The sequence below is a fragment of the Aquimarina sp. RZ0 genome (assembly GCF_008370685.1).
In the GTDB taxonomy this organism is placed as follows: Bacteria; Bacteroidota; Bacteroidia; order Flavobacteriales; family Flavobacteriaceae; genus Aquimarina.
Map to the genome: position 1 here is coordinate 51,105 of NZ_VTZU01000002.1, position 25,503 is coordinate 76,607.

Annotated in this window: 20 protein-coding genes; 14 read left to right on the forward strand and 6 right to left on the reverse strand. The window is 33.2% G+C overall.

What is annotated here, in order from left to right; genetic code table 11:
• Positions 1 to 120: 120 nt before the first annotated feature.
• From F0000_RS01080 to F0000_RS01095, 4 genes are all read right to left on the reverse strand, one after another.
• The gene (locus F0000_RS01080) at positions 121 to 1,143 is read right to left on the reverse strand and encodes a glycosyltransferase family 4 protein (RefSeq protein ID WP_149622847.1); all 1,023 of its coding nucleotides are present in this window, start codon (positions 1,141 to 1,143) and stop codon (positions 121 to 123) included.
• A 44-nt stretch (positions 1,144 to 1,187) separates the two neighbouring features.
• Complete coding sequence (locus tag F0000_RS01085; RefSeq protein ID WP_149622848.1) at positions 1,188 to 1,985, reverse strand: lipopolysaccharide kinase InaA family protein; 798 nt, start codon at positions 1,983 to 1,985, stop codon at positions 1,188 to 1,190.
• 2 nt (positions 1,986 to 1,987) lie between these two features.
• Entirely contained in the window at positions 1,988 to 2,635 is a 648-nt protein-coding gene (locus tag F0000_RS01090; RefSeq protein WP_149622849.1) for a bifunctional 2-polyprenyl-6-hydroxyphenol methylase/3-demethylubiquinol 3-O-methyltransferase UbiG, read from the reverse strand.
• A 73-nt stretch (positions 2,636 to 2,708) separates the two neighbouring features.
• The gene (locus F0000_RS01095; protein ID WP_149622850.1) at positions 2,709 to 3,533 is read right to left on the reverse strand and encodes a hypothetical protein; all 825 of its coding nucleotides are present in this window, start codon (positions 3,531 to 3,533) and stop codon (positions 2,709 to 2,711) included.
• Positions 3,534 to 3,757: 224 nt separating this feature from the next.
• On the opposite strand from F0000_RS01095, the gene F0000_RS01100 reads away from it, so the two are divergent.
• Both F0000_RS01100 and F0000_RS01105 read left to right on the forward strand, forming a co-directional pair.
• Entirely contained in the window at positions 3,758 to 4,687 is a 930-nt protein-coding gene (locus F0000_RS01100) for a glycosyltransferase family 2 protein (RefSeq protein WP_149622851.1), read from the forward strand.
• Position 4,688: 1 nt separating this feature from the next.
• Positions 4,689 to 5,795 carry a glycosyltransferase family 4 protein gene (locus tag F0000_RS01105; RefSeq protein WP_149622852.1) on the forward strand — a complete coding sequence of 369 codons (1,107 nt, stop codon included), beginning with the start codon at positions 4,689 to 4,691 and terminating at the stop codon, positions 5,793 to 5,795.
• Between the two features lie 107 nt (positions 5,796 to 5,902).
• On the opposite strand, the gene F0000_RS01110 is transcribed toward F0000_RS01105, so the two are convergent.
• Positions 5,903 to 6,862, reverse strand: coding sequence for a hypothetical protein (locus F0000_RS01110; protein WP_149622853.1), 960 nt, complete (start codon positions 6,860 to 6,862; stop codon positions 5,903 to 5,905).
• Between the two features lie 171 nt (positions 6,863 to 7,033).
• Here F0000_RS01110 and F0000_RS01115 point away from each other — a divergent pair, with 171 nt between their 5' ends.
• The 6 genes from F0000_RS01115 (at position 7,034) to F0000_RS01140 (ending at position 12,918) form a co-directional block, all read left to right on the forward strand.
• Positions 7,034 to 7,603: an L-threonylcarbamoyladenylate synthase gene (locus F0000_RS01115; protein WP_149622854.1), complete on the forward strand. Its 570-nt coding sequence runs from the start codon at positions 7,034 to 7,036 to the stop codon at positions 7,601 to 7,603.
• Between the two features lie 8 nt (positions 7,604 to 7,611).
• The gene (locus F0000_RS01120; protein ID WP_149622855.1) at positions 7,612 to 9,045 is read left to right on the forward strand and encodes a CCA tRNA nucleotidyltransferase; all 1,434 of its coding nucleotides are present in this window, start codon (positions 7,612 to 7,614) and stop codon (positions 9,043 to 9,045) included.
• Positions 9,046 to 9,072: 27 nt separating this feature from the next.
• Positions 9,073 to 10,089: a COX15/CtaA family protein gene (locus F0000_RS01125; RefSeq protein ID WP_149622856.1), complete on the forward strand. Its 1,017-nt coding sequence runs from the start codon at positions 9,073 to 9,075 to the stop codon at positions 10,087 to 10,089.
• Positions 10,090 to 10,131: 42 nt separating this feature from the next.
• Complete coding sequence (locus F0000_RS01130; RefSeq protein ID WP_149622857.1) at positions 10,132 to 10,644, forward strand: plasmid pRiA4b ORF-3 family protein; 513 nt, start codon at positions 10,132 to 10,134, stop codon at positions 10,642 to 10,644.
• Positions 10,645 to 10,837: 193 nt separating this feature from the next.
• The gene (locus tag F0000_RS01135) at positions 10,838 to 11,896 is read left to right on the forward strand and encodes a nucleoid-associated protein (RefSeq protein ID WP_149622858.1); all 1,059 of its coding nucleotides are present in this window, start codon (positions 10,838 to 10,840) and stop codon (positions 11,894 to 11,896) included.
• 419 nt (positions 11,897 to 12,315) lie between these two features.
• On the forward strand, positions 12,316 to 12,918 hold the full coding sequence (locus tag F0000_RS01140; RefSeq protein ID WP_149622859.1) for a hypothetical protein: 603 nt from the start codon (positions 12,316 to 12,318) through the stop codon (positions 12,916 to 12,918).
• A 416-nt stretch (positions 12,919 to 13,334) separates the two neighbouring features.
• Here F0000_RS01140 and F0000_RS01145 read toward each other — a convergent pair whose 3' ends face one another.
• The gene (locus F0000_RS01145) at positions 13,335 to 14,402 is read right to left on the reverse strand and encodes a hypothetical protein (protein ID WP_149622860.1); all 1,068 of its coding nucleotides are present in this window, start codon (positions 14,400 to 14,402) and stop codon (positions 13,335 to 13,337) included.
• Between the two features lie 126 nt (positions 14,403 to 14,528).
• Between F0000_RS01145 and F0000_RS01150 the strand changes: the two genes are divergently transcribed.
• The 6 genes from F0000_RS01150 to F0000_RS01175 all read left to right on the forward strand — a co-directional run bounded on the left by F0000_RS01150 (position 14,529) and on the right by F0000_RS01175 (position 25,469).
• Entirely contained in the window at positions 14,529 to 15,428 is a 900-nt protein-coding gene (locus tag F0000_RS01150) for an ABC transporter ATP-binding protein (RefSeq protein ID WP_149622861.1), read from the forward strand.
• A gap of 4 nt (positions 15,429 to 15,432) precedes the next feature.
• Positions 15,433 to 16,272: an ABC transporter permease gene (locus tag F0000_RS01155; protein ID WP_149622862.1), complete on the forward strand. Its 840-nt coding sequence runs from the start codon at positions 15,433 to 15,435 to the stop codon at positions 16,270 to 16,272.
• A gap of 26 nt (positions 16,273 to 16,298) precedes the next feature.
• Positions 16,299 to 19,715, forward strand: a complete 3,417-nt coding sequence (locus F0000_RS01160) for a T9SS type B sorting domain-containing protein (protein WP_149622863.1) — start codon at positions 16,299 to 16,301, stop codon at positions 19,713 to 19,715.
• 84 nt (positions 19,716 to 19,799) lie between these two features.
• Positions 19,800 to 22,283 carry a T9SS type B sorting domain-containing protein gene (locus tag F0000_RS01165; RefSeq protein ID WP_149622864.1) on the forward strand — a complete coding sequence of 828 codons (2,484 nt, stop codon included), beginning with the start codon at positions 19,800 to 19,802 and terminating at the stop codon, positions 22,281 to 22,283.
• 79 nt (positions 22,284 to 22,362) lie between these two features.
• Entirely contained in the window at positions 22,363 to 24,369 is a 2,007-nt protein-coding gene (gene uvrB / locus F0000_RS01170; protein ID WP_149622865.1) for an excinuclease ABC subunit UvrB, read from the forward strand.
• Between the two features lie 65 nt (positions 24,370 to 24,434).
• On the forward strand, positions 24,435 to 25,469 hold the full coding sequence (locus F0000_RS01175) for an adenosine deaminase (protein WP_149622866.1): 1,035 nt from the start codon (positions 24,435 to 24,437) through the stop codon (positions 25,467 to 25,469).
• The last annotated feature ends 34 nt before the right edge of the window (positions 25,470 to 25,503 follow it).

A 25,503-nucleotide genomic window follows, 5' to 3' on the forward strand; every position in this document is an offset into this window, starting at 1 on the left:
GATGCTACGACATTTACTTCAACGAATAAAGTCTAAATTTCATCAAAAATCTTTCAAATTATCAAAATCATCTATTTCAGACCAGATACTATCTATCTATTTTCTTGTTCTGAAATCAGGTTAATTCAAAAACAGCTTATCAATTTTTTTAGAACAGTTTTCCCATGTATGCTCCAGTACTGTTTCTCTTATATCTTTCTGAAGTAGAAAGGCTTTTTCTATTAATGGAACAACTTCATGATATCCAGCTTCTATATCAAATAAAAACCCGTTTTCTCCGTGAGACACAACATCAGGACAAAAACCTGTTTTTGATACTACCGGAACACAGTTAGACATCATAGCTTCAAGCACGGGAACGGGACCTCCCTCTAATAATGACGGAGAAACAAAAACATCTATTTTACTATAAAGATCAGGATATGATTCATAAGACATTTTAGTATTATAGATAAAGTTTGGTAAATTAGAAAGCTCTTTAAACCTGTCATAATCTTCCCAGTTATTCCCTATTAAATGGAATGTTCTATCTGGCATGTTTTTAACTATATCAAAAAGTAAATCAGGATTTTTTCTTGAACTAAAATTAGAGCAAAAACCTACTGCGCCTGCGCCTCTTTTATGTTTATAAAAAAAACTGGAAGATGTACCTATATGAATAACCTTGAGTATAACTGGTTTTACTCCAATAGCTATCAAATCTTTTTTAATTGAAGAGTTAAGACAAATAACATAATCTGCTTTATTAAGACACCAAACCACATGTGTTTTAGAATATTTTCTAGACCAGGTAGGATGTGTAAACATTACTATGTTTTTCTTACCCAAAATACCTGGAGTACTGCGCAAACAGCGACAAAAATAATTTTGATAAATGTAATAATAGGCATCTGCATTCGGTAAATGACGTAACTTGTTATGATAATAAACTTCTGCATTCAGAGATGAATACCTTGATAAACGTCTTACTTTGGCTCCAAAAATCCATTCTTTATCTTTTTCTCTTGCTACATAAACTACTTTATTAATTATTCTATCAATTGGTTTTTTGTAGAATTTAGAATATATAATTGCAACAATATATTTCCATTTATGGAATATTAAAAAATATAATTGTTCTTGAAAGCCACTTTTTTTTGGCATACCTACTATACTATTTCTTTAAGACTTTTTTTATACTACTATACCTAAATAGGGCTTTCTGAAACCCTATCTCTATATTTTTTTTTCCAGAAAAAAACACGTTTTTTGATACGGATTTTCCGATAAAACTGATGTTGAAATTCCCTTGTATACCTCCACATTAAATTAAACACGATTGCTTCTTCCTCACCCGAACATTTTACATATTCATTACTCATTATTTCGATCATTGATTTATGAATGGTCAATCGAGAAAAATTTTTAATTCTTGTTTCAAAATCCATTTCTCCAAACTCCATTCTATTGAGATCTACCAAATAAAATTCATATGCATCTCCTTTTCTTTTTATCAAAGTATTACCAGGCGAATGATCGAGAAAATTAATTCCTTTTTCGTGTAATTTATAAGTAAATCTTGTAAATGCTCTAAGAATGCTTTCATGATCCGGTATATTAAAATCTAATGTTAGTTCTCTATAAGTCAAATCACTTTTTACTAATTCGCTAACGTAATAACTCTTTTTAAACAGCAAAGGTGTTGCGTTTATTTTATAAGCTACGGGAAAAGGAGTTTCAATTCCTAGTTCTAATAACTTATTTGCATATACATATGATCTTTCTGCCTTAGATTTTCTAAAAAAACGATATGCAATTTGATTGATAATATTTGGGATCTTAAACGATTTTATTGCATACGTCCTCCCATGTATTGTGACTACTTTTATAACATTACGTTCTGCATCACCTAATATCTGAGTATGACTATCAAAATTACTGATAGCCTTATCCAGATCAGAACTTAATTCTAACCGAGAATTATGTACTACACATCGATTTGGCATTATTATCTATTAAATTTAGCAACTGTTGCATATTGAGGATATCTAATATCCATTTGCGTAAAAAGTAAAGGGATATTATACAAATAAGGCTTAATAGATCTACTTCTATTAATACCTTCATGTAAAACCACAGAATAACCTGCGTCTTCATATGCTTGTTTTATACTTTTTTTAGTAAAAAAACGAAGATGTGTTCTATCCATCACCCCAAAATCTTCATATCTCCAATCTTTATGTATGAGAACACGTATGAACGTATTGTGATATCTCACATTGGGTATAGAACTTATCAGAACTCCATCGGGAGCCAATTTATATTTAATTTTATCTAAAACCATATAAGGATCAACCAAATGCTCTAATACATCATTAAAATAAATAGCATCAAAATAATTATCTGGTAAATCATCGATATAATCTTCGCATCTACCAGAGAAGACCTTATCAAGTTTAGCCGAAGCTACTTTTGCCTCTTTATCCATGTATTCTATACCCCAAACCTCTGCGTCTGTTTGGTTTTTTAATACTTCTGCATATGCACCGTTACCGCATCCAACATCAATTATTTTTTTTGCATTATCAGGAAGATATTTAATCATCTCATCTCTGATATTATCATAATATCCTGCTGGTTTATTCTCGTAATCCATTATTTTATTTTTCTTTTTTTGAATATCTTTTTCAAGATCCGACAAACAATTAATTCTACAAACAGAATTAATCTCATTTTTTTATTTCAAACGGAAAAGAGTATTGACAAAACACATCACTACCTATATAATTATTTGGCAGATGATGTACCGCACAATCTTCATCACATTGATATAGATCCTCATCAATTTTTATCAAAGGTATTAAACTTCCTTTATATCTTTTCATTTTAAAACCATGCCAACCAATTGCAGAACGTTCTCTCACCCCATAGTTTTTAAACTTAAACTTCCATTCTTTACTTTTAATAAATTTTTTAAGCTCAGACTTATCATAAATCCAAAAACCATAATAAGGGTTCACATCGTTCAAAAGAAATTTCTCTCCTTGTAACTCTATTATTTTTTTTGGTATGGAAGTGAGATCCGTAAGGAATCTATTTTTACTATCATCTTCTTCGACTCTTAAAAATCCTAAATTAAATTCGTTCTCGATACATACTGTTTTATTCTTTAACCAGTAATTAAATGATATATTATCAAAATAAATATCATCTTCTATATACATCTGCGCATCAAATTCATCAATATAACTTTCAACATATGTCCTATTGATCCAGGTAAGGTAATAGGGATGAACCATTTTAGTGATTCCTAGTTTTAAAAAAGTTTGATAATAAAACCTTCTTAGCTTACTTAATCTTTTATGTCCATTATTGGCAAAATCATTAACAACAATCTCTACATCCTGATATTTTTCATTAAGATCAAACTCAATATTTGTATAAATAAAAATTGTTTTAGTTTTTTCAATTTTTTCTAATCCATCAAGAACTTTCTCTAAATATGGTAATCTGTTTTTTATATAATAAAAGGTAATATGTATGCCTAATTTCATTATTTTCCCCTCTTTAATTTTAATTAACGTGTTTTTTGTAAAAATACGTTTTGCGAATTCAAAAATTAAATACAAATTTCAACTTTTTTATTTAGTAATGAATTGAAATTTATTAATATTATTTTTTGAGAAAAAAATATTTCATTGTAGCAAGTAGCTATTTTTGAATTCATTTGTTAAATCTAGTTACAAGACTTACTTTTGGACATAACTTTTAATACCTTATGAAAGATATTTCTGTAATATTAATCAATTACAATTCCTCTTCATTTACAATTCAATGCATTCTTTCTATATTGGAAAAAACAACCAAACATCTTAACTATGAAATTATTGTTGTTGATAATGCTTCTAACCTGGATGATTTTAAAGCTCTAGAAGATTTTGTTCTAGAAAAGGACTTCGAGCATTTGAAATTAGTAAGAAGCAAAATCAATACTGGTTTTGGCGGTGGTAATATGTATGGTGTACAATTTGCTAATGCAACACATTATGCCTTCGTAAATAATGATACTGTATTACAAAATGATTGTCTACAGATCGTATATGACTTTCTGGAAAAAAATAAGGATGCAGCGATCTGCTGCCCTCAACAATATAATGAACACGAAGAGGTTCAAAAATCCTTTGACCATTTTCTGAGTTTGAGAAGAGAGCTTTTTGGAAGAAAAATTTTAGAGAAAATTAATCCTGTTACATATCCTAAACGAAAAAAAATCTATACATCACCCATAAAAGTCCAAAGCGTTCCTGGATCTTTTTTGGTTGTATCTGCTGATGCTTTTGATAAAGTGGGAGGATTTGATACCAATATCTTTTTGTATTATGAAGAAACAGATCTTTGTTATAGAATCTACAAACAGATTAAACATGGTAATTGTTATTTAGTTCCGAAAGGAAAATATACGCATTTTAAAGGTAAAAGCACAGGCTCTTCTTTTTTGATGAAAAAAGAACTTAAAATATCATTATTGTATGTACTCAAAAAGAATTCAGGTTTTATACCCTATCAAATTCTTCGATGGTGGCTTACTATAAAGTTTTTATTTAAAAGTATTATTAAACCAAAAAACTTCAAACTATTGGCTTTATTCTTAAAAGGGGCTCCATTGACTGAGTCATTGAAACATCAACAATCCATCGCAAAACAATAAAATGCACATTTTACATTTATCAGCAGTAAAAAATTGGGGTGGTGGTGAGAATCATATTGAAAATCTGTGTCAGGAATTAGCTTTCTCTAACCCAGAAGTAAAAAACACTATTTTTTGTGTTAAAAATGGCACTTTTCATAAAAGATTACAAAAAACGGATCTCAATTTTATAACTGCGACAATGCTTCCTAAATTTGACCCTAGGTATTTCATAAAACTAGGTCATATCTGCAAAAAGTTAAAAATCGATCTTATACATATTCATGATCCTAGCGCAATCTTGTTAGCAATATTATCGGATAAATTTTATCAACTCCCCCCTTTTGTTTTTAGTAAAAAAACATCTTTCCCTATAAAACAGCGAAAGAAAACTCTTTACAAATACAATTACCCTAAAATTAAAAAAGTACTTTGTGTATCCAAAGAAACACGAAAAATAGCTTCTGTCGGAATCCATGATTCCACAAAACTAATGACTATTTATCACGGAACCAATTTAAAAACTAAAAGCACAGAGACTCCCTTTACACTAAGGAGAAAGTATAAAATTTCACAGGAAAAAATGATTATTGGTAATATTGCCAATCATATCCGTGCCAAGCATCTGGATACTTGGGTTGATGTTGCCGATACGATTATTAATAAAGAGAAAAGAAAAGAATTCTTCTTTATCCAAATAGGTACTTTTACAGATAGAACAGAAGCATTAAAACTGCGCGTAAAGGAACTTGGATTAGAAGAGTATATGATTTTTTTAGGATATACTCCTAATGCTTCTAATTTCTTACCTCAATTTGATATCAGCCTACTCACTTCACAAAGTGAAGGAGTTCCGCAAGTGATATACGAATCATTTTATCATAAAACACCTGTTATCAGCACAGATGTTGGAGGTATCCCTGAAATTGTCGATCATAATATTAATGGACTACTGGCACCAATGCATGATCATGATAGATTATCAGAACATATTATAAACCTTACAGAGAAACCTCTGATGCAAAAAAGTTTTGTCAAAAACGGATTCGAAAAACTTACTAAAAATTTTACAACTACTAATATGGCTAAGGAAACGTTGGATGTCTATAGAGAAGTGACCAATGAGTGAGAATTTGAATGATTCCCAAGACACCAATTATAAATATAAGAGTGGTATCATCAATTAAGAAAACACCACTCTCAATATAGATCTAAAAGATCTAAGCTTATAAATATTTAATCCCAGTAAATTTCATCTTTCCAACGATTACCTTCTACATCTCCCAGCATTTTCTCTGTTATAGTACCACTTACATTAATATTCCAATGGCTATTATATGGTGCAGCGGCTACCGTAACTCGATTAAGAAGTATGACCTGATGAGTGGCACAATCAGATGAAAACACAACCGATCTTCTATTATAATCATCTGGATAAGGGCGATTATTTTCTAAAAAAGAGTTGTTGTTTATATTGATTGAAATCTCTCTTCCTTCTCCAGAATGTCTCCATTTTCTTCGCTTATGATTATATTCTAACTTTACTCTTAACCATAATGAAAATTGAGATATAGGAAGAGGAGCTGGCGTAACCAATAACTCATGATAAACCTCATGAACATATTTAAATTGCCTTGGAGAAGGTCCCTGTACCTTTCCCGATCCACAATCCTCTACATATCGCTGTTTGTTAAAACGATGTTGATTACTTAAAACCACAGATGATTTTGATGAATCGCTCCCTTCAACATTGACAGGTGAGTAAGAAACAGATCCTACTTCCCTAAGATTAGTCATATTAGATTTTTGAAAATCAATTGCTCTATCATCTTCAAGTTCATAAAATTTACCTTCATTAAACCAGATAATCTTATCGGTTACTATAAATTGATTATCATCATTCAAAATCCCTAGAATTGCCGGAGAGGTTTCAAAACCTTTATCATATCTATAAAAGGATTGAGATATCAGCTGCTCTGTATCTAATTCTGCGAATTTGTTATAGAGATCTCTAAATTCTTGCCAATCATCAAAAGAGAACATTCCGTCTTCAATTTTAGGACTTTCGTTTACAAAAGATGTCTCTTGGGTTGTAGTATTTATACTCTCTTTCTCACAAGAAAACATTCCCAATGCGATTGTTAATACTAACAATGATTTTTTTATACTATTAGGTTTTAAAATTGTTTTGTACAAATAAATTCTGTTGTACAGTCAGAAAATTAATAATTGGCCAATTATACAGGTTAATGATCCCAACGCTAAAAATGTTACTTCAAGAAACAGCCTTTATGATTACTTTAACTTTTCTTGTAATAAAGACATATTATCTGGTACATTTGCACTTTAAAATATTAATGTCAGCTGATGGAAGATCACAGAGAAGAAATAGAAAAAACGATAATAGTACTTAAAAGAGGTGGCCTCATTCTTTATCCTACAGACACCGTTTGGGGATTGGGTTGCGATGCTACAAATCCAGGAGCTATCGAAAAAATATATGCTTTAAAAAAACGAGCAGAAAGTAAGTCTATGATCTGCCTGGTGAGTGATTTTAAAATGTTACAACAATACGTAGAAGAAGTTCCAGAAGTTGCTTATGATATATTAAAATATGCTACCAAAGCAACCACAATTATATACGATCGTCCGTTACGGGTAGCAGAAAACATGATAGCAGGCGATAATACACTAGGAATTAGAGTCGTTAGAGATCCTTTTTGTGGAAAGTTAATTCGAAAATTTAAGAGACCAATCGTTTCTACCTCTGCAAATATTAGTGGTAATGCAACTCCTGCTAACTTAAAAGAAATCAGTAAGGAGATTTTGGAAGGCGTAGACTATGTTGTAAATTTGCCCTTACAAAATAAAGGGGCTAAACCATCTTCTATTATCAAAATTGGTGGAGATAGCACAGTAAAAATTATCAGGAAGTAAATTGATTCATGTCGGAAGTAAAAAATTATAAACAAGCATTACAACATTCTATATTTAAAACTATTACTGAGGCAGCTTCAAATCTACAATTAGACAGTTATGTAATTGGTGGGTTTGTGAGAGATTTTATGTTACAACGAGGCAATGCCAAAGATATTGACATCGTAGCCGTTGGCAGCGGTATCGAACTCGCTAAAGAAGTTTCCAGACTCCTACCCAACACTCCAAAGGTACAAATCTTCAAAACCTATGGCACGGCAATGCTTAGGGCAGAAGACATCGAGGTAGAATTTGTGGGCGCCAGAAAAGAATCGTACCAGGAAAATAGCAGAAATCCTATTGTAGAGAACGGCTCATTGCAAGATGATCAGAATAGACGTGATTTTACTATTAATGCCTTGGCGCTAAATCTCTCTAAAGATAATTTTGGAGAATTACTAGACCCTTTTGATGGTATCGAAGATCTTCATTCAAAAATTATCAGAACTCCCCTGAATCCGGATATAACGTATTCTGATGATCCTCTTAGAATGATGAGAGCGATTCGTTTTGCAACACAGTTAAGATTTGAAATTGAAGAGAAATCGCTACAGGCAATTACCAAAAATAAAGATCGCATTAAAATAATTACCAAGGAACGGATCGTTGACGAATTACATAAGATAATTGGTAGTCAGAAACCGTCAATTGGTTTTATTTTATTAGAAAAAACAGGGCTTTTGCCATACATCCTTCCTGAACTTACTGCGCTGAAAGGTATTGATGAGAAAGAAGGACAACGCCATAAAGATAATTTTTATCACACGCTGGAGGTAGTTGATAATATCTCAGAAAACACTGATAATATATGGTTACGCTGGGCTGCATTATTGCACGATATAGGAAAAGCACCTACGAAGCGTTTTAGCAAAAAAGTAGGCTGGACATTTCATGGGCATGAGTTTGTAGGCTCAAAAATGGTATTTAAATTATTTAAAAGATTGAAAATGCCTTTGAATGACAAAATGAAGTTTGTTCAGAAAATGGTATTAATGAGCTCACGCCCTATCGTAATTGCTTCAGAAGTTACGGATTCTGCAGTAAGAAGATTGATTTTTGATGCTGGCGATTATATTGAAGAGCTGATGACACTTTGCGAAGCAGATATTACAACTAAAAACCCTAAGCGTTTTAAGAAATATCACAATAATTTTAAGATCGTACGACAAAAAATGGTCGAAGTTGAAGAACGCGATCATATCCGTAATTTTCAACCACCTGTGAGCGGAGAAGAAATTATGAAAACCTTTGACATTAGACCTTCGCGCGAAATAGGAATTATAAAAGAAGCCATAAAAGAGGCTATTCTGGAAGGTAAAATCCCCAATGAACATAAAGCTGCATTTGACTTTATGATTGACAAAGGGAAAACATTGGGACTCAATGTTACCCTTAAAAATTAAAAAAATTGAATTTTTCAATATTATACTATGGAAAAAGATAATAAAAAAGTAATATACTGGCTATTAACTGGTTGCTTATTAATTTTTATTATGGTAGTGGTAGGTGGTATCACCAGGCTCACTCACTCGGGATTATCAATTTCTAACTACAAACTTATTTCCGGAACAATCCCTCCTCTGAATGAAGTAGCTTGGAATGAGGCCTTTGATTTATACAAACAGTACCCAGAGTACCAAAAAATAAACAATCAATTCTCATTGGAAGATTTTAAAAATATTTACTTTTGGGAATGGTTACATCGTGTAATTGGAAGATTTATTGGCATTGTTTTTATACTTCCTTTTTTATATTTTCTGATCAGAAAACAGCTTACTCAATCCACTATAAAGAAATCAATTACATTAATGCTTTTAGGAGGATTTCAGGGTTTTTTGGGTTGGTTTATGGTAAAAAGCGGATTGATTGACAGGCCGGATGTTAGCCATTATAGACTGGCAATGCATCTAACAGCTGCTTTTATAACCTTTTCATATACTCTTTGGGTTGCGTTGGATATAATTTATAAAACTAAAAAAGAGGTCAACAAAAAATTCAGAAACCTGATAAGAGTAGCGTTAGGCATAGTAATACTTCAAATTATTTATGGCGCTTTTGTGGCTGGATTGGATGCAGGTTTACTACATAATCACTGGCCTTTGATGAATGACGGTGAGCTTATTCATGAATCTGTGTACATAGAGCAATCTCCTTTCTTAAAAAACTTTATTGAAGGAAAAAGTGGTGTACAGTTTATCCATAGAAATTTAGCATATCTTGTCGTCGGAATTATAATTTTTATCTGGTATCGAAGTAAAAAAATAGAGATAGATACAACTCAAAAAAAATCCCTTAATATACTATTGGGTCTTGTTTGCGTTCAATTTTTATTAGGCATTTTCACACTACTCTACAGAGTACCAATATCATTAGGGATATCACACCAGATAGTTGCTTTTTTCTTGCTAGGGACTATGACTTTTTCATTACATCGTTTTAGTAAATAACAACTCATTTGTAGTATCTTTGCATATTCTAATTAATATACCATGATTTACCGTTTCAGAATTATTCTGGATACAGAAGAAGATGTCTTTAGAGATATTGAAATTGAGCAAGACGCCACTTTAGAGCAGTTTCATAATGTTATCAACCAATCTTTTGGTTTTGATGGTTTGGAAATGGCCTCCTTTTATATCAGTGATCAGCAATGGAATCAAGGAGAAGAAATTTCTCTATTTGATATGAGCGATGGCAATCAACCTGTCAGGCTAATGAATGAAACCACATTGATTGATGTAGTCCATGAAGCTTCGCCCAGATTATTATACATCTATGATTTTTTGAGTATGTGGACTTTCTTGGTAGAACTGGCAGAAATTGCAGAATATGAAAATGGTAGGGAGTATCCTAATGTAATGTTTGTACATGGACAATTACCTGAAGTTGCTCCAAATCAAGAGTTTAAAACAGAAGATAACACTAATGAGGATGATAAAGATAATGACTCCTTAGATCTTGATGATTATGAAGAATTAGGCTTTGATGAAAACTGGAACTAATCCTGGTTTTATCGGTATAACTATCTAAATTAATGATGTTTAAAACTTAAAAGCAATATAAAAATCGATAACTTTAGTTATTATAGTAATCCCTATGTATCTTTTAATGCAAAAAAGCATTTAAGGATGCCTTTATTAGAATTACATATAAAAGCTTTTGAAAATTTGCTTCCTTATAATTAAAAACTAAAAAATGATCAATCTTTATAGCACACAAATAGAATCATTATCCGTTCATAAAATTGGTAATAAAAGTAGAAATGAGAATATATTTCTTTCTGATTCTCCTTATATACTGAATGATGAGTTAACAGCGCTCCTGAAAGAATATTTTTTTAAGCCTTTTAGAGAAAAAGAAGAAAATTACTTCCAATTTGCAAATGAAGTAGATGTAGAATTCAACCCTTTATATAAAATTGTAACAGAAATTTTCAACAACCCTTCTTCTGCTCACGAAAAATCAAAAAGAATTGCATCCCTGCTTTATGAGCAATCACAGCATCCACATATTAAAAGTGGAGAAGTATATATTACTTACCTAGAAAATCTTACCATTGATAATGAAAAGGTAGCTGCTATTGGGATTTTCAAATCAGAATTAAAATATGATTTTCTTCAATTTGCAGAAAAAGGTTCTGATATAGAATTATTACATCAACAAGGAGTCAATCTGAATAAACTAGACAAAGGATGTCTGATTTTTAATCATAAAAAGGAAGAAGGATACAAGGTTTTATCTGTAGATTCTAACCGATATGATACCAAATACTGGCTGGAGCATTTTTTGGGTGTTGAGGCTTTTGAAGATGAAAACTTTTATACAAAAAAGTATATGAAGTTTTGTCAGGATTTTGCCAAAGATGTTGTATTGCCGGCAGAAGATAAAAAAGAAGAAGTGATGTTTATGAACAGAGCTGTAAATCACTTTGCCAAAAACGACACATTCGAAGAGTCTGCTTTTTTAGAAGAAGTAATTGATAATCCAGAACTTATCCCGGAGTTCAAACATTATAAATCAGAAAAAGCGCCTAAATATCATATTGAAGATCTAACTGAATTCCCTATTGCTAACACAGCAGTTTCTGCCGCCAGAAAAAAAATAAAAAATACCATTAATCTGGATACAAACATTCAGATTAAAATGGATTTTATTAATCCGGAATCTGCAGAAAAATTTGTAGAAAAAGGATGGGATGAAGAAAAACAGATGTATTACTACCTTGTGTATTTTAATAAAGAGCAGAAAGATTAAGAAAATCCGTGAGAAGACATTGATCTGGAAAAGAAAAGTGAATGAAGTAAACTACCTCGGGGCAATCCCACGAGGACATTTATTAGAAAAAACATTTCGATTTCGAGCTAAGCCTCGGAGCATTTAAATCTCGATTATCGAGTCAATATATCACCTCGAAAAGTTATAGCCTTCTCTAAGTAAGAATACTACATCAAATTTTCTGAGACATATTTGAACTATATATTTAATATTGAAATACACAAACATCTCGCAATACACCATTACTTAAAGGGATTGCATTCTAAAATTTTGATACTCTAAAACCTACTATATTTTCTAATACCTGAAAAAAAACAGAAAAAACGGGTAACATTTATATACTTACAGACACTTACTTATAGATAAGCCCGATATTTAAATTATTTAATCAGAAAAAAATGAAAAAAATTAGAGTATTAACCAGTATTATAACACTAGTTTCTTTAGGAGTTTATTCTCAAACAGATACATCAAATTATGAAAAACTAAATCTACAATCACCTAGTGGAGTTAGTTTATTTCAAAGCTCTTCTACCAATGGTGTTTGGGCAACAGGAACAATCACAGCAGATCGCTGGGGGCTTTTTGAAGATGCTTCAAGTTCTAAAGAAAGAATAACAGTGCTTGCTGGTGGTAACGTGGGGATTGGAACAAATAATCCAGATGCTACACTAGCAGTAAATGGGAACATCCACACTAAAGAAGTAAAAGTAGATCTTAATGGATGGCCCGACTATGTTTTTGAAGATGATTACAAACTACCCACTTTACAGCAAGTAGAAGATCATATCATAGAAAAAGGACATCTAGAAAACATTCCTTCTGCAGCAGAAGTAACAGAAAATGGTATTCAATTAGGAGAAATGAATGCAAAATTACTTCAGAAAATAGAGGAACTGACATTATATATGATCGAACAAAATAAAAAGACGGAAGCACTTAAAATAATAGTTACAGCACAACAGAAAGAAATAGAATCATTAAAGAAAAACACAAAATGACATAAAGATTGAAGACATGCGTCGGAAATATAAAGGTAGCGCTTATTAGCCGTTTTTCCTGACTCGATGCCTCCTTAATAAAAACGAATTCCCTCACAGTCCTCTTCTATAAGGGAATTTGTTTTTTTAAGGCTAATCAAGTATTAATACCATTTCTATCTTAAAATTACCCACTAAAATTTGTTCTTTTCCCCTTATACTTCAAAATAAAAATTAACCGTAGGCTATGCTGAACTTTTCTTTTTTGCCTAAAGAAAAAACAACTGTATTTTATTTGGGTAATTTTAAAGCAAAAATGGTATAAATTTGTTGAACTCCCTTTCAACTTTAACATTTTCACTCCCAAATCTGATACCTGAAATCAAAACTTCCTTTTTTTATTTTTATTTTTATTTTTATTTAAAACTTGCTGACTCCTACCCTTCCAACAACCTCTTCATATTTACATTTTCGTAATTACGTTTTACAAAATCCATAGCCGTTTTTAGGACTTCGCCCATAGAATCACTTCTTCTAAATTTTAAATCTAATGTAAAGTTATATAGATGTTCCCGGAGTTCTTCTAAATTCTCTCGCGTAGAAATCGTATCCTGACACATACAAGCAATTAAAGTTTCGTACCGCGATCTGGAATTTAAAATACGTTTTGCCAGAATAGATCGTTCTTCCTTTTTATATTGCTCAACAGATCGGGGTTGTAATTTACTCATGACAACATCAACCATCGTGAAATTTTCCTTAAAAAACTGAGGTTGATATACTTTCAATTTCCCTTCAAAACACTGCTGATCAAAATCAATAGCTCTAATCTTATATTCTACATGATCAAAATCATGGATAGGAATAATCACATAATTATAGGAGCGCATATCACCTAACAGCCGCATCTGGCAGCGCTCATTAAATTTCACGAATTCTTTTGCTATCTGAGCCTTTGCCTGATCACTCAGATCCGGCAGGAAATCTTTGATAAACACATCTCCTGCAATTCCCGCAATATGTTCCTCGATCAATGTGTTTTTATATACCAAAAAATTGATCCTGTTTGGTGAGAACATATGTTCTAATTCTAATCCATAAATACGGGATGCGTCAGCTTTCTTTACATAAATATACGTATAGTTATCATTAAGAATATTTCTAATCTTGATTCTAAAAGGTTTGGAATTGCCAAAAGTACAGTAATCAATTGCATCTATATTAAGAAATTCTATGGCATCTTCATTACCATCAGAATGCAGTATAGTATACACTTTTTTTAAACTAGATTCTATTTCAGGACGCTCATGTTCTTCATAATACACACGTACCCACAAGGTATCTTCATCATTAGTATCATAAACCACAATCGAACCCGAAAACCTTAATAAATCATCATAAAAAACGGGAATCTTAATCTTACGATTACATTCCTTTAAATACGCATCTAATTGATCATTTATAGGATACGTAGGTTTCTTTTTAGACATCAGTTCTTCTTCCATAATAAACTTTCTGTAAGAAAAGCAATTTACAAAATTTCATATCAGCTCTTATAACTATCCATTATTCTTGTAACAAAAAACTATAGTAGTCGTCTAGTTTAGTATAACTGTCAAAATCAATCAAAATTGGAAACCATTTTAACACTTACCAACCTTACCAAGAAATTCGGTCCGATTACTGCTGTTAGTAATCTTTCCTTTACCATAAAAAAAGGAAATGTTTATGGAATTTTAGGCCCTAATGGAAGTGGTAAATCCACAACACTAGGAATCGTTCTTAATGTAGTAAATAAAACAGCTGGTGAGTTTACCTGGTTTGATGGTACCACATCTACTCACGAAGCGTTAAAAAAAGTAGGTGCTATCATAGAGCGTCCTAATTTTTACCCTTATATGACTGCTGCTCAAAACCTAAAGCTTGTTTGTCAGATCAAAGGCGTATCGGGAAATAAAATTGATGAAAAACTAGAGCTTGTTGGTTTATTAGATAGAAAAGATAGTAAATTCAGTACATTCTCTCTCGGGATGAAACAACGCCTTGCAATTGCTTCTGCATTATTAAATGATCCTGAAATTTTAATCCTTGATGAACCTACTAATGGCCTTGATCCGCAGGGGATTCATCAAATTAGAGAGATCATCAAAATAATTGCCTCTAAAGGAACAACAATACTATTAGCTTCTCACCTTCTGGATGAAGTGGAAAAAGTATGTAGTCACGTAGTAATTATCAGAAAAGGTATTAAACTATACTCGGGTCCCGTAGATGAAATGAATGCTAGTCACGGCTTCTTTGAATTGAATAGTAATCAGAATAGTATACTCAAAAAATGGCTTTCAGAACACAGTGCTTTTGGAAATATTAAGGAAGAGGAAGGTAAAATTATTGCTTTTTTAATATCCGAATTAGATGCCGAAAGTTTAAATAAAGAATTATTGAATACTGGAATCATACTTACACATCTCGTAAAAAGAAAAGAAAGCCTGGAGGAACAATTCTTACAATTAACCAATAATTTAAACTAAGAACATGCTACGATTACTCAATATAGAATTTCAGAAATTACGATATAACAGAGCTGCAAAAGTACTAACCATTACTTATTTTGTATTGATTCTGTTAATTTCGCTCATTGCCTCTTATGAATTTAGTTTTGGTGGAGTTAATTTTAGATTGGCTGATCAGGGGATCTTTAATTTTCCATATATATGGCATTTTAATTCCTGGATTGCAGCCTGGTTAAAATTATTTTTGGCCATCGTTATTGTTTCCATTATGGCAAATGAATATACGAATAGAACCCTAAAACAAAATCTGATCGATGGATTAAGTAAAAAAGAATTTTTAGCTTCTAAATTTCTCACGGTTATTGTCTTTTCATTTATATCAACCTTATTTTTATTCATTATATCTTTAATACTTGGGTTGATATTTTCAGATTATAATGAGTTTTCTATTATCTTTTCTGATATGGAGTTTATTTTTGCGTACTTCATTAAGCTAGTAGGATTTTTCTCTTTTTGCATGTTTTTAGGTATCTTAATAAAAAGGTCTGCTTTTGCATTGGGTTTTTTAATTTTCTGGCAACTTATCGAAGGGGGAGTTCGATTGATTTCAGGATTATTCAAATGGAAATTCGATACTAATTTTGTAGATAAAATAATTCCGTTCTTACCATTAGACAGTATGAATAATCTGATAAATGAGCCTATTACCAGGCTAAATTTTATTCAGTCAGCGGCAAATCAGCTAGGAGAAAACTTCCAAAGGGATTATGCTGTACATTGGTATGAAGTTTTAATTGTGTTAATTTGGACAGCAATCTTTGTAAGACTTTCATATTATCTTCTAAAAAAGAGAGATTTATAATATATTTGGGTTGTTGAACCCATTGCATGAAATTTATAAACATCGTCTTCTTCATTATTACTGGCTTTTCTGCATTTGCACAAGGAGAAGCCAACAATTGGTATTTTGGACAAAACGCTGGAATAAATTTTAGCACCACGCCTCCTACCGCTCTTACAAACGGAAGGATCAATACTCTCGAAGGTTGTACAACAATATCTGATGCTACGGGAACCTTACTATTTTATACTGATGGCTCTACCATTTTTACCCAAAATCATACAGTAATGCTTAACGGTATGGGACTTAAAGGAGATACTTCCAGTACCTCATCAGCTTTAATTGTCCCACAACCCAATACCCCCAATATTTATATTGTGTTTACGGTAGATGAACCACATCATTTTAATGCGGATAATGATCCTACTATATCTGATGGCGATGGTGTGAATGATGGATTATTATACTCCGTAGTCGATATGTCTCTTGATGGAGGAAACGGAGCTGTCATTACCGGTCAAAAAAACATCCCTTTAACTACCTATGATACGGCTAATGCGTTGGAAAGCTTATATAAATGTTCTGAAAAAATAACAGCGGTAAAAAGTGATGACTGTGATTCTTTTTGGGTGATTACTCATTTTATTGATACCTATTATGCCTTCAGCATTGATCAAACGGGGATTAATCCAACCCCTGTAACATCACAGGTAGGAGTTACAGTGCCTATATCCGGATACAGGCGTAATGCCTTAGGCTATTTGAAAGCTTCTCCCGAAGGAGATAAATTGGCAGTAGTCCACTTTGGATTGACAAACATAACGGGAGGTAATGGTCCCGGTAAGGTATTATTATATGATTTTGATAATAGTACCGGGATTGTAAGTAATGAAATCGAACTTTATAATGGAGGAGCTCCTTATGGCATCGAATTTTCACAAACCGGGCAACGTCTATATACAACTATAGGTCTCGAAGATGATGGTATTGGCAATGGATTTTTAATGCAGTTCGATCTATCTTTACCAGATATTCAGATTGCTATGAGCGGTACTCGAATAGGTAATGAAAATGGACAGGATACTTCTACCTTTAGTGCAGGAGCATTGCAATTAGGACCTGACGGAAGAATCTATAGAGCTTTATTTGATTTTAATACAGCTCAGGGAGATTATCTGGGAGTCATACAAAACCCGGAAGAATTAACTCCTGATATTATATATAATGAGAGAGGTATTCTGGTGAATATTGATGGAGCCAGAAGTTCTCGTATAGGGCTACCTCCTTTCATACAATCAATTTTTGCGCAAACTATTGATATCATTAATAATGGAGAACCTGCTACTATTAATCTTATGCTTTGTGAAGGAGAATCTTACAGGCTTGAATATCAAGACATTCCCTTAGCAACATATACCTGGTTCATTGATGATCTACAATCAACTAATACTAATTTTTTTCTGGATGTTACTACCACAGGGAATTACAGATTAGAGGTTGATCTTAATGATGGAAGTTGCCCATTAATTGGTGTTGCTAATGTAATCTTTTCCCCTGTACCTATAATAGAAAACACACCTGGAGACCAAAATATTTGTGATGACAATAATGATGGTATATCAAATGTAGACTTATCTATATACGATGCTGTTTTTTTAGGAACGCAAGATCCGAATCAGTTTCAGGTACGATACTTTAGATCTATTACCGATGCCGATACTAATACAAATGTTTTATCTCAAAATTTTACTACAGAAAACAATCCACAAACAATTGTGGCCAGAATAGAAAATAGTAGCAACCCTAACTGCTACAATACTACAAGTTTTCAGATAGAAACTTTTGATACTCCAGTAGCTTTTCCCGTACCTCCAATAGTGTTATGTGATAACGATGATGATGGCGACAGTACCAACGGGATGATTCTTTTTGATATCACCACGAATAATACAGCTATTTATAATGGACAAAACACATCAGATTTTGCCATTACATATCATACTTCCTTACTGGGAGCCCAAAATAATACGGATCTAATTATAGATCCAACAAATACAATTCTGTCGGATACTATAAGGACGATATATATAAGAATTGAGAACAATCTGAATACAGGTTGTTTTGATACTACAGATATTTCGGTTACCATAAACCCTTTACCGATTGCTAATACAACTTCTTTGATGCAATGTGATGAATATATGGATCCAACAGACGGTATTACGCTATTTAATCTTAATCAGGCTATCGATCAGATTACAGGAGGTATACCAGATCAAACAGTAGTATTCTTTGAAGATCAGGCAACAGCCAGTACAGGAGTTCCTGCTATTACTAATACCGAGGCATATCAGAATGTTGCTGCGAATCAGCAACTTTTTGTTCGTGTCACTAATGATCTTACAGAATGTTTTAGAATAACTACACTTGATCTGACAGTAAGTACCACATCTGCCAATGATGCTATTCTAAGTCTCTGTGATGATGATGGTACTGAAGATGGTTTTAGAGAATTCGATCTTACGCTGGCAAATCCTCAGGTACTGATGGGGATTGCAAGTCCAAACTTATCAGTAGCATATTACGAAACTATTGAAGCAGCATTGAGCGAAAATAATCCTATAACAAGCTATATCAATACAACCTCAGGAACTCAAGGGCAGGATATCGTATATGTAAGGGTAGAAAATAACCTCAATCAATGTTTCGGGATCAATCAGGTGTCACTATTCGTAAATCCATTACCTGATATAGAAGGGCAGACAGAAGTTTTTTTATGTGAAGGTGAAAGTATATCAATTGATGCTGGTCTGCAATCAGGTGATATTAACGACTTTGATTACTTATGGATGCCCAGTGGAGAAACTACACAAAGTATAATCGTTACTCAGAATACAGACTATACCGTTATGGTTACCAATAGCATTAGTAATTGTTCAAAAAACAGAACTGTTACTGTAAACCTCTCTTCTCCGGCAACGATTCAGGAGATTGTGATTAATGATGCTTCTGATAACAATACAGTTACTATAAATGTTACAGGTTTAGGAAACTATGAATATGCTATTACGCTTAATAACAGTGGGATACAAAATTATCAGGATAGTCCAACATTTACAAATGTACCTCCTGGATTTCATCGTGTATATATTCGGGATAAAAATGGCTGTGAACCTGAAGCTACAGAAGATATTGCTGTCATTGGATTTCCTAAATATTTTACCCCTAATGGAGATGGTTTTCACGAAACCTGGAATATTAAGGGAATAGCGACAGAGATATTAGGCAATTCTATAATCTATATTTTTGATCGCAAGGGGAAACTTCTTAAACAATTAACTCCTAATAGTAACGGATGGGATGGAACCTATGGCGGACAAATAATGCCTTCCGGGCAATATTGGTTTCGGGTACAACTAGAGGATGGTAGAATTCGTAAAGGAAGCTTTTCTTTGATCAGATAATAATAATGATTTATTTTCACGCGATATACATACACAATAGTTTGCCAGTATATTAGTATATTCGTCTTGTACTTAAATTAGCAAATGAGAAAAGCAATACGTATAATACTTTTACTTTTTACCCCTTTTTTTTCTGTTTATGCACAAAATGAACCTACTGATTGTATTAATACGATTATTATTTGCGGAAATACCAGTTTAGAATTAAACTCCAATGGCGTAGGTATCAATGATTTTTCAATAGCTGGAAATAATGCTCCAGACTGTGGTTTTATGGAGAGTCAAAGTTTATGGATACGCGTAAATATTGTACAATCCGGTACTTTAGCATTTACAATTACCCCAGAATCTGTAAACCCAAATGAAGATTATGATTTTGCTATATATGGCCCAAATGTTTCATGTACTACTCTGGGTAGTTCTATACGTTGCTCATCTACCAACCCTCCTGCAGCAGGAGTATCTACATTGACAGGTTTAAGAGATACTGAAACTGATGAAAGTGAAGGTCCAGGTTCTTTGGGAAATGGCTTTGTTCGTCCTATTGATGCCATTGCAGGAGAAGAGTACTATATATTAATCGATAATTTCTCTCAAAATGGAGGTTTTGATCTTCAATTTACAGGAACCGCATTACTACCAGACAGCCCTATTAATAACGCAGATACTAATATCGCTATTGATCTTGATTTAACAGAATGTGATATCATAGGAGATGGTAATGACGGAATGACAAATTTTGATTTAGAAAGTAATACAGCGGCAATTTTAGGAACACAAAGTAATACCGTAATTACCTACCATGCTACAGAAGAAGATGCTAATATCAATTTAAATCCATTAGTAAGCCCTTATACAAGTACACAAAATAATCAGATAATATACACTCGCATCGAAAACACAATTACGGGTTGTTTTATTGTAGATACTTTTAACCTAATCACGCAATCAGGTACTTTAATTAGTGCGCCCACCCCGTTTATACTCTGTGACACTACAGATGATGGTAATGATACTAATGGATTTGCCTCGTTTTTATTAACTGAAAAGAATCCTGAAATTCTCAACGGCTTAGATCCACTGGCTAATATTCTTACCTATCACATATCTCAATCAGATGCAGACTCAGGAGTTAATACTATAAATACAGCAGTTCCTTATACGAATATTGCTAATCCTCAAACGATATATGCCCGTGTTCAAGATGCATCTTCTTCACTATGCTTTAGCATAGTTTCGTTGGACTTACAAGTAAACCCTTTACCCATTGCTAATGCAACTTCTTTGATGCAATGTGATGAATATATGAACCCAACAGACGGTATTACGCTATTTAATCTTAATCAGGCTATCGATCAGATTACAGGAGGTATACCAGATCAAACAGTAGTATTCTTTGAAGATCAGGCAACAGCCAATACAGGAGTTCCTGCTATTACTAATACCGAGGCATATCAGAATGTTGCTGCGAATCAGCAACTTTTTGTTCGTGTCACTAATGATCTTACAGGATGTTTTAGAATAACTACACTTGATCTGACAGTAAGTACCACATCTGCCAATGATGCTATTCTAAGTCTCTGTGATGATGATGGTACTGAAGATGGTTTTAGAGAATTCGATCTTACGCTGGCAAATCCTCAGGTACTGATGGGGATTGCAAGTCCAAACTTATCAGTAGCATATTACGAAACTATTGAAGCAGCATTGAGCGAAAATAATCCTATAACAAGCTATATCAATACAACCTCAGGAACTCAAGGGCAGGATATCGTATATGTAAGGGTAGAAAATAACCTCAATCAATGTTTCGGGATCAATCAGGTGTCACTATTCGTAAATCCATTACCTGATATAGAAGGGCAGACAGAAGTTTTTTTATGTGAAGGTGAAAGTATATCAATTGATGCTGGTCTGCAATCAGGTGATATTAACGACTTTGATTACTTATGGATGCCCAGTGGAGAAACTACACAAAGTATAATCGTTACTCAGAATACAGACTATACCGTTATGGTTACCAATAGCATTAGTAATTGTTCAAAAAACAGAACTGTTACTGTAAACCTCTCTTCTCCGGCAACGATTCAGGAGATTGTGATTAATGATGCTTCTGATAACAATACAGTTACTATAAATGTTACAGGTTTAGGAAACTATGAATATGCTATTACGCTTAATAACAGTGGGATACAAAATTATCAGGATAGTCCAACATTTACAAATGTACCTCCTGGATTTCATCGTGTATATATTCGGGATAAAAATGGCTGTGAACCTGAAGCTACAGAAGATATTGCTGTCATTGGATTTCCTAAATATTTTACCCCTAATGGAGATGGTTTTCACGAAACCTGGAATATTAAGGGAATAGCGACAGAGATATTAGGCAATTCTATAATCTATATTTTTGATCGCAAGGGGAAACTTCTTAAACAATTAACTCCTAATAGTAACGGATGGGATGGAACCTATGGCGGACAAATAATGCCTTCCGGGCAATATTGGTTTCGGGTACAACTAGAGGATGGTAGAATTCGTAAAGGAAGCTTTTCTCTAATACGATAAACTTTCACTAAAACTTCATATTGTATAAAATCTATTGGCAGTATTCAGTATCTTTATTCATAAAAAGAAAGAGATTATAATGAAGTTCGAACTTGTTTCAGAATTTATACCCACCGGAGATCAGCCAGACGCTATAAAGCAGCTAGTTAACGCCATAGAGAATGGTGAAAAGTACCAAACCTTATTGGGAGTTACCGGATCTGGTAAAACATTTACTGCAGCAAATGTTATTAAAGAAGTGCAACGTCCTACTCTAGTTCTGGCGCATAATAAAACATTGGCAGCACAACTTTATTCAGAGTTTAAACAATTCTTTCCTAAGAATTCAATAGAATACTTTGTTTCTTACTATGATTATTATCAACCCGAAGCCTATATACCTACATCTGGAACGTATATAGAAAAAGACCTTTCTATCAATGATGAAATTGAAAAACTACGATTAAGTGCTACTTCTGCCTTGCTGTCAGGAAGAAGAGATGTTTTGGTAGTTGCATCCGTCTCCTGTATCTATGGTATTGGTAATCCTATCGAATTTCAGAAAAATGTAATTTCTATTACCAAAGATCAGGTTATTTCCAGAACTGCTCTATTACATAAATTAGTTCAGAGTTTATATTCCCGGACAGAAGCAGAGTTTAACCGAGGGAATTTTAGAATAAAAGGAGATACTGTAGATATTTTTCCAGGATATGCAGATTTTGCTTTTAGAATACATTTTTTTGGGGATGAAATCGAAGAAATAGAATCATTCGATATACAAACTAATAATGTAATTGAAAAGTATGACCAGTTAACGATTTATCCTGCAAATATGTTTGTGACTTCTCCGGAAGTACTGAATGGTGCTATTGACCAAATTGCATTAGATTTAGGAAAACAAGTTGACTATTTTAAAGAAATAGGAAAACATCTGGAAGCTAAACGACTCGAAGAACGTACTAATTTTGATCTGGAGATGATCAAAGAATTAGGGTATTGTTCGGGTATTGAGAATTATTCCCGATACCTTGATGGCAGAGACCCGGGTAGCAGACCTTTCTGTTTACTCGATTATTTTCCTGATGATTTTTTAATGATTATTGATGAGAGTCACGTAACCGTATCTCAAGTCCATGCTATGTATGGAGGAGACCGATCCAGGAAAGAAAATCTGGTTGAATATGGTTTTCGCCTTCCGGCAGCAATGGACAATCGCCCTTTAAAATTCGAAGAGTTTGAAGCAATACAAAATCAGGTAATTTATATTAGTGCAACTCCTGCAGATTATGAGCTACAGAAGAGTGAAGGAACCTATGTAGAACAGATCATACGACCTACCGGATTGCTTGATCCCATTATCGAGGTAAAACCAAGTCTTAACCAAATAGACGATCTGATCGAAGAGATGCATAGCCGTATTGAAAAAGACGAACGCATTCTTGTGACTACACTAACCAAAAGGATGGCAGAAGAATTGACTAAGTATCTAACCAGAATTGATATCCGATGTAGATATATCCATAGTGATGTTGATACACTTGAGCGAGTAGAGATCATGCAAGACCTGAGAAAAGGGCTTTTTGATGTACTCATAGGTGTTAATCTCCTGCGAGAAGGACTGGATCTTCCGGAAGTATCATTAGTAGCTATACTGGATGCTGATAAAGAAGGGTTTCTTCGTAATAATCGATCCCTTACCCAAACAATCGGAAGGGCAGCAAGAAATGTAAATGGTAAAGCTATTATGTATGCCGATAAAATTACCAAAAGCATGCAAGCAACTATTGATCAGACTAATTATCGCAGAGAGAAACAAATTGCCTATAATACAAAAAATGGTATCACGCCTACGGCTATTAAAAAATCGATGGATAGCGCATTGGCTGGTAAAAAGGCAGAGCCATATCAGTTTGAAACTGCCCCAACATTGCAGGCTGCAGAAGAAGAAACTGCATACTTCACAAAAGAACAATTAGAAACTCGTATAAGAAATGTACGCAAAGAGATGGAAAAAGCTGCAAAAGAATTGGATTTTATGACTGCAGCCAGGCTCAGAGATGAAATTAAAATGCTACAAGCCAAGGTTCAGGATCAAAAAGTATAAGTTCTCATTATAAAAATACAGCTGTATTATATAGACATAGGCTAAAACTAAAACACTAAATCGATATGTACACCACTTCAATAGAAAAGTTTATAGAAGACATTCCCAAAGCAGAACTTCACCTACACATAGAAGGAACATTTGAACCTGAATTGATGTTCAAGATTGCACAGCGGAATCATAAAGAAATACCTTACAACTCTATTGAAGAAGTAAAGAATGCGTACAGGTTTAATAACCTTCAGGAATTTTTGGATATCTACTATGCAGGCGCTGGTGTATTAATAACGGAACAAGATTTTTATGATCTTACCTGGGCATATCTAACCAAAGTACACAAACAAAATGTAACCCACGTAGAAATTTTCTTTGACCCGCAAACACATACAGAAAGAGGAATTTCTTTTGATATTGTGATCAATGGAATTCGAAATGCCCTCGAAGACGGAATATCAAAATTGGGGATCAGTTATAAATTAATTATGTCATTTCTACGACATCTGGATGAATCATCAGCCTTTAAAACTCTGGAACATGCAATCCCTTATAAAAAATGGATTACCGCAGTAGGATTAGACTCTTCTGAATTGGGAAATCCTCCTTCAAAATTCGAGCGTGTATTTACCAAAGCCAGAGCAGAAGGATATCAAACTGTTGCGCATGCTGGTGAAGAAGGTCCTGCAACCTATATTTGGGAAGCATTGGATTTGCTAAAGGTTACTAGAATCGATCATGGAAACAGCTGTCTTGATGATGAACAGTTAGTACAGAAGCTAGTTGCTTCACAAATACCATTGACTTTATGTCCTCTATCTAATCTGGAATTAAAAGTAATAACAGACCTAAAAGATCATCCTATAAAAAAGATGATGGACAAAAATTTATTGGTAACCATCAATTCTGATGATCCTGCATATTTTGGAGGATATATAAATAAAAACTATCTGGAAACTGCCAAAGCACTCAACCTCTCCAGGAAGCAAATAACTACACTTGTCAAGAATAGTTTTAAAGCCAGCTGGTTATCTGAGGAAGAAAAAGAAAGAATAATAAAAGAGATTGATTTTTATGCGTATCAAAATCAAATATCAAAAAATTAATTAATTCTTACTCTACGTGCTTATATTTCTTCTA

Coding starts and splice junctions, on each gene's coding strand:
- F0000_RS01160 (WP_149622863.1), top strand. CDS start 16,299: ATGAAATTTATAAACATCGTCTTCTTCATTATTACTGGCTTTTCTGCA.
- uvrB (WP_149622865.1), top strand. CDS start 22,363: ATGAAGTTCGAACTTGTTTCAGAATTTATACCCACCGGAGATCAGCCA.
- F0000_RS01135 (WP_149622858.1), top strand. CDS start 10,838: ATGATCAATCTTTATAGCACACAAATAGAATCATTATCCGTTCATAAA.
- F0000_RS01095 (WP_149622850.1), bottom strand. CDS start 3,533: ATGAAATTAGGCATACATATTACCTTTTATTATATAAAAAACAGATTA.
- F0000_RS01085 (WP_149622848.1), bottom strand. CDS start 1,985: ATGCCAAATCGATGTGTAGTACATAATTCTCGGTTAGAATTAAGTTCT.
- F0000_RS01125 (WP_149622856.1), top strand. CDS start 9,073: ATGGAAAAAGATAATAAAAAAGTAATATACTGGCTATTAACTGGTTGC.
- F0000_RS01115 (WP_149622854.1), top strand. CDS start 7,034: ATGGAAGATCACAGAGAAGAAATAGAAAAAACGATAATAGTACTTAAA.
- F0000_RS01145 (WP_149622860.1), bottom strand. CDS start 14,402: ATGGAAGAAGAACTGATGTCTAAAAAGAAACCTACGTATCCTATAAAT.
- F0000_RS01080 (WP_149622847.1), bottom strand. CDS start 1,143: ATGCCAAAAAAAAGTGGCTTTCAAGAACAATTATATTTTTTAATATTC.
- F0000_RS01130 (WP_149622857.1), top strand. CDS start 10,132: ATGATTTACCGTTTCAGAATTATTCTGGATACAGAAGAAGATGTCTTT.
- F0000_RS01165 (WP_149622864.1), top strand. CDS start 19,800: ATGAGAAAAGCAATACGTATAATACTTTTACTTTTTACCCCTTTTTTT.
- F0000_RS01140 (WP_149622859.1), top strand. CDS start 12,316: ATGAAAAAAATTAGAGTATTAACCAGTATTATAACACTAGTTTCTTTA.
- F0000_RS01105 (WP_149622852.1), top strand. CDS start 4,689: ATGCACATTTTACATTTATCAGCAGTAAAAAATTGGGGTGGTGGTGAG.
- F0000_RS01100 (WP_149622851.1), top strand. CDS start 3,758: ATGAAAGATATTTCTGTAATATTAATCAATTACAATTCCTCTTCATTT.
- F0000_RS01090 (WP_149622849.1), bottom strand. CDS start 2,635: ATGGATTACGAGAATAAACCAGCAGGATATTATGATAATATCAGAGAT.
- F0000_RS01120 (WP_149622855.1), top strand. CDS start 7,612: ATGTCGGAAGTAAAAAATTATAAACAAGCATTACAACATTCTATATTT.
- F0000_RS01155 (WP_149622862.1), top strand. CDS start 15,433: ATGCTACGATTACTCAATATAGAATTTCAGAAATTACGATATAACAGA.
- F0000_RS01175 (WP_149622866.1), top strand. CDS start 24,435: ATGTACACCACTTCAATAGAAAAGTTTATAGAAGACATTCCCAAAGCA.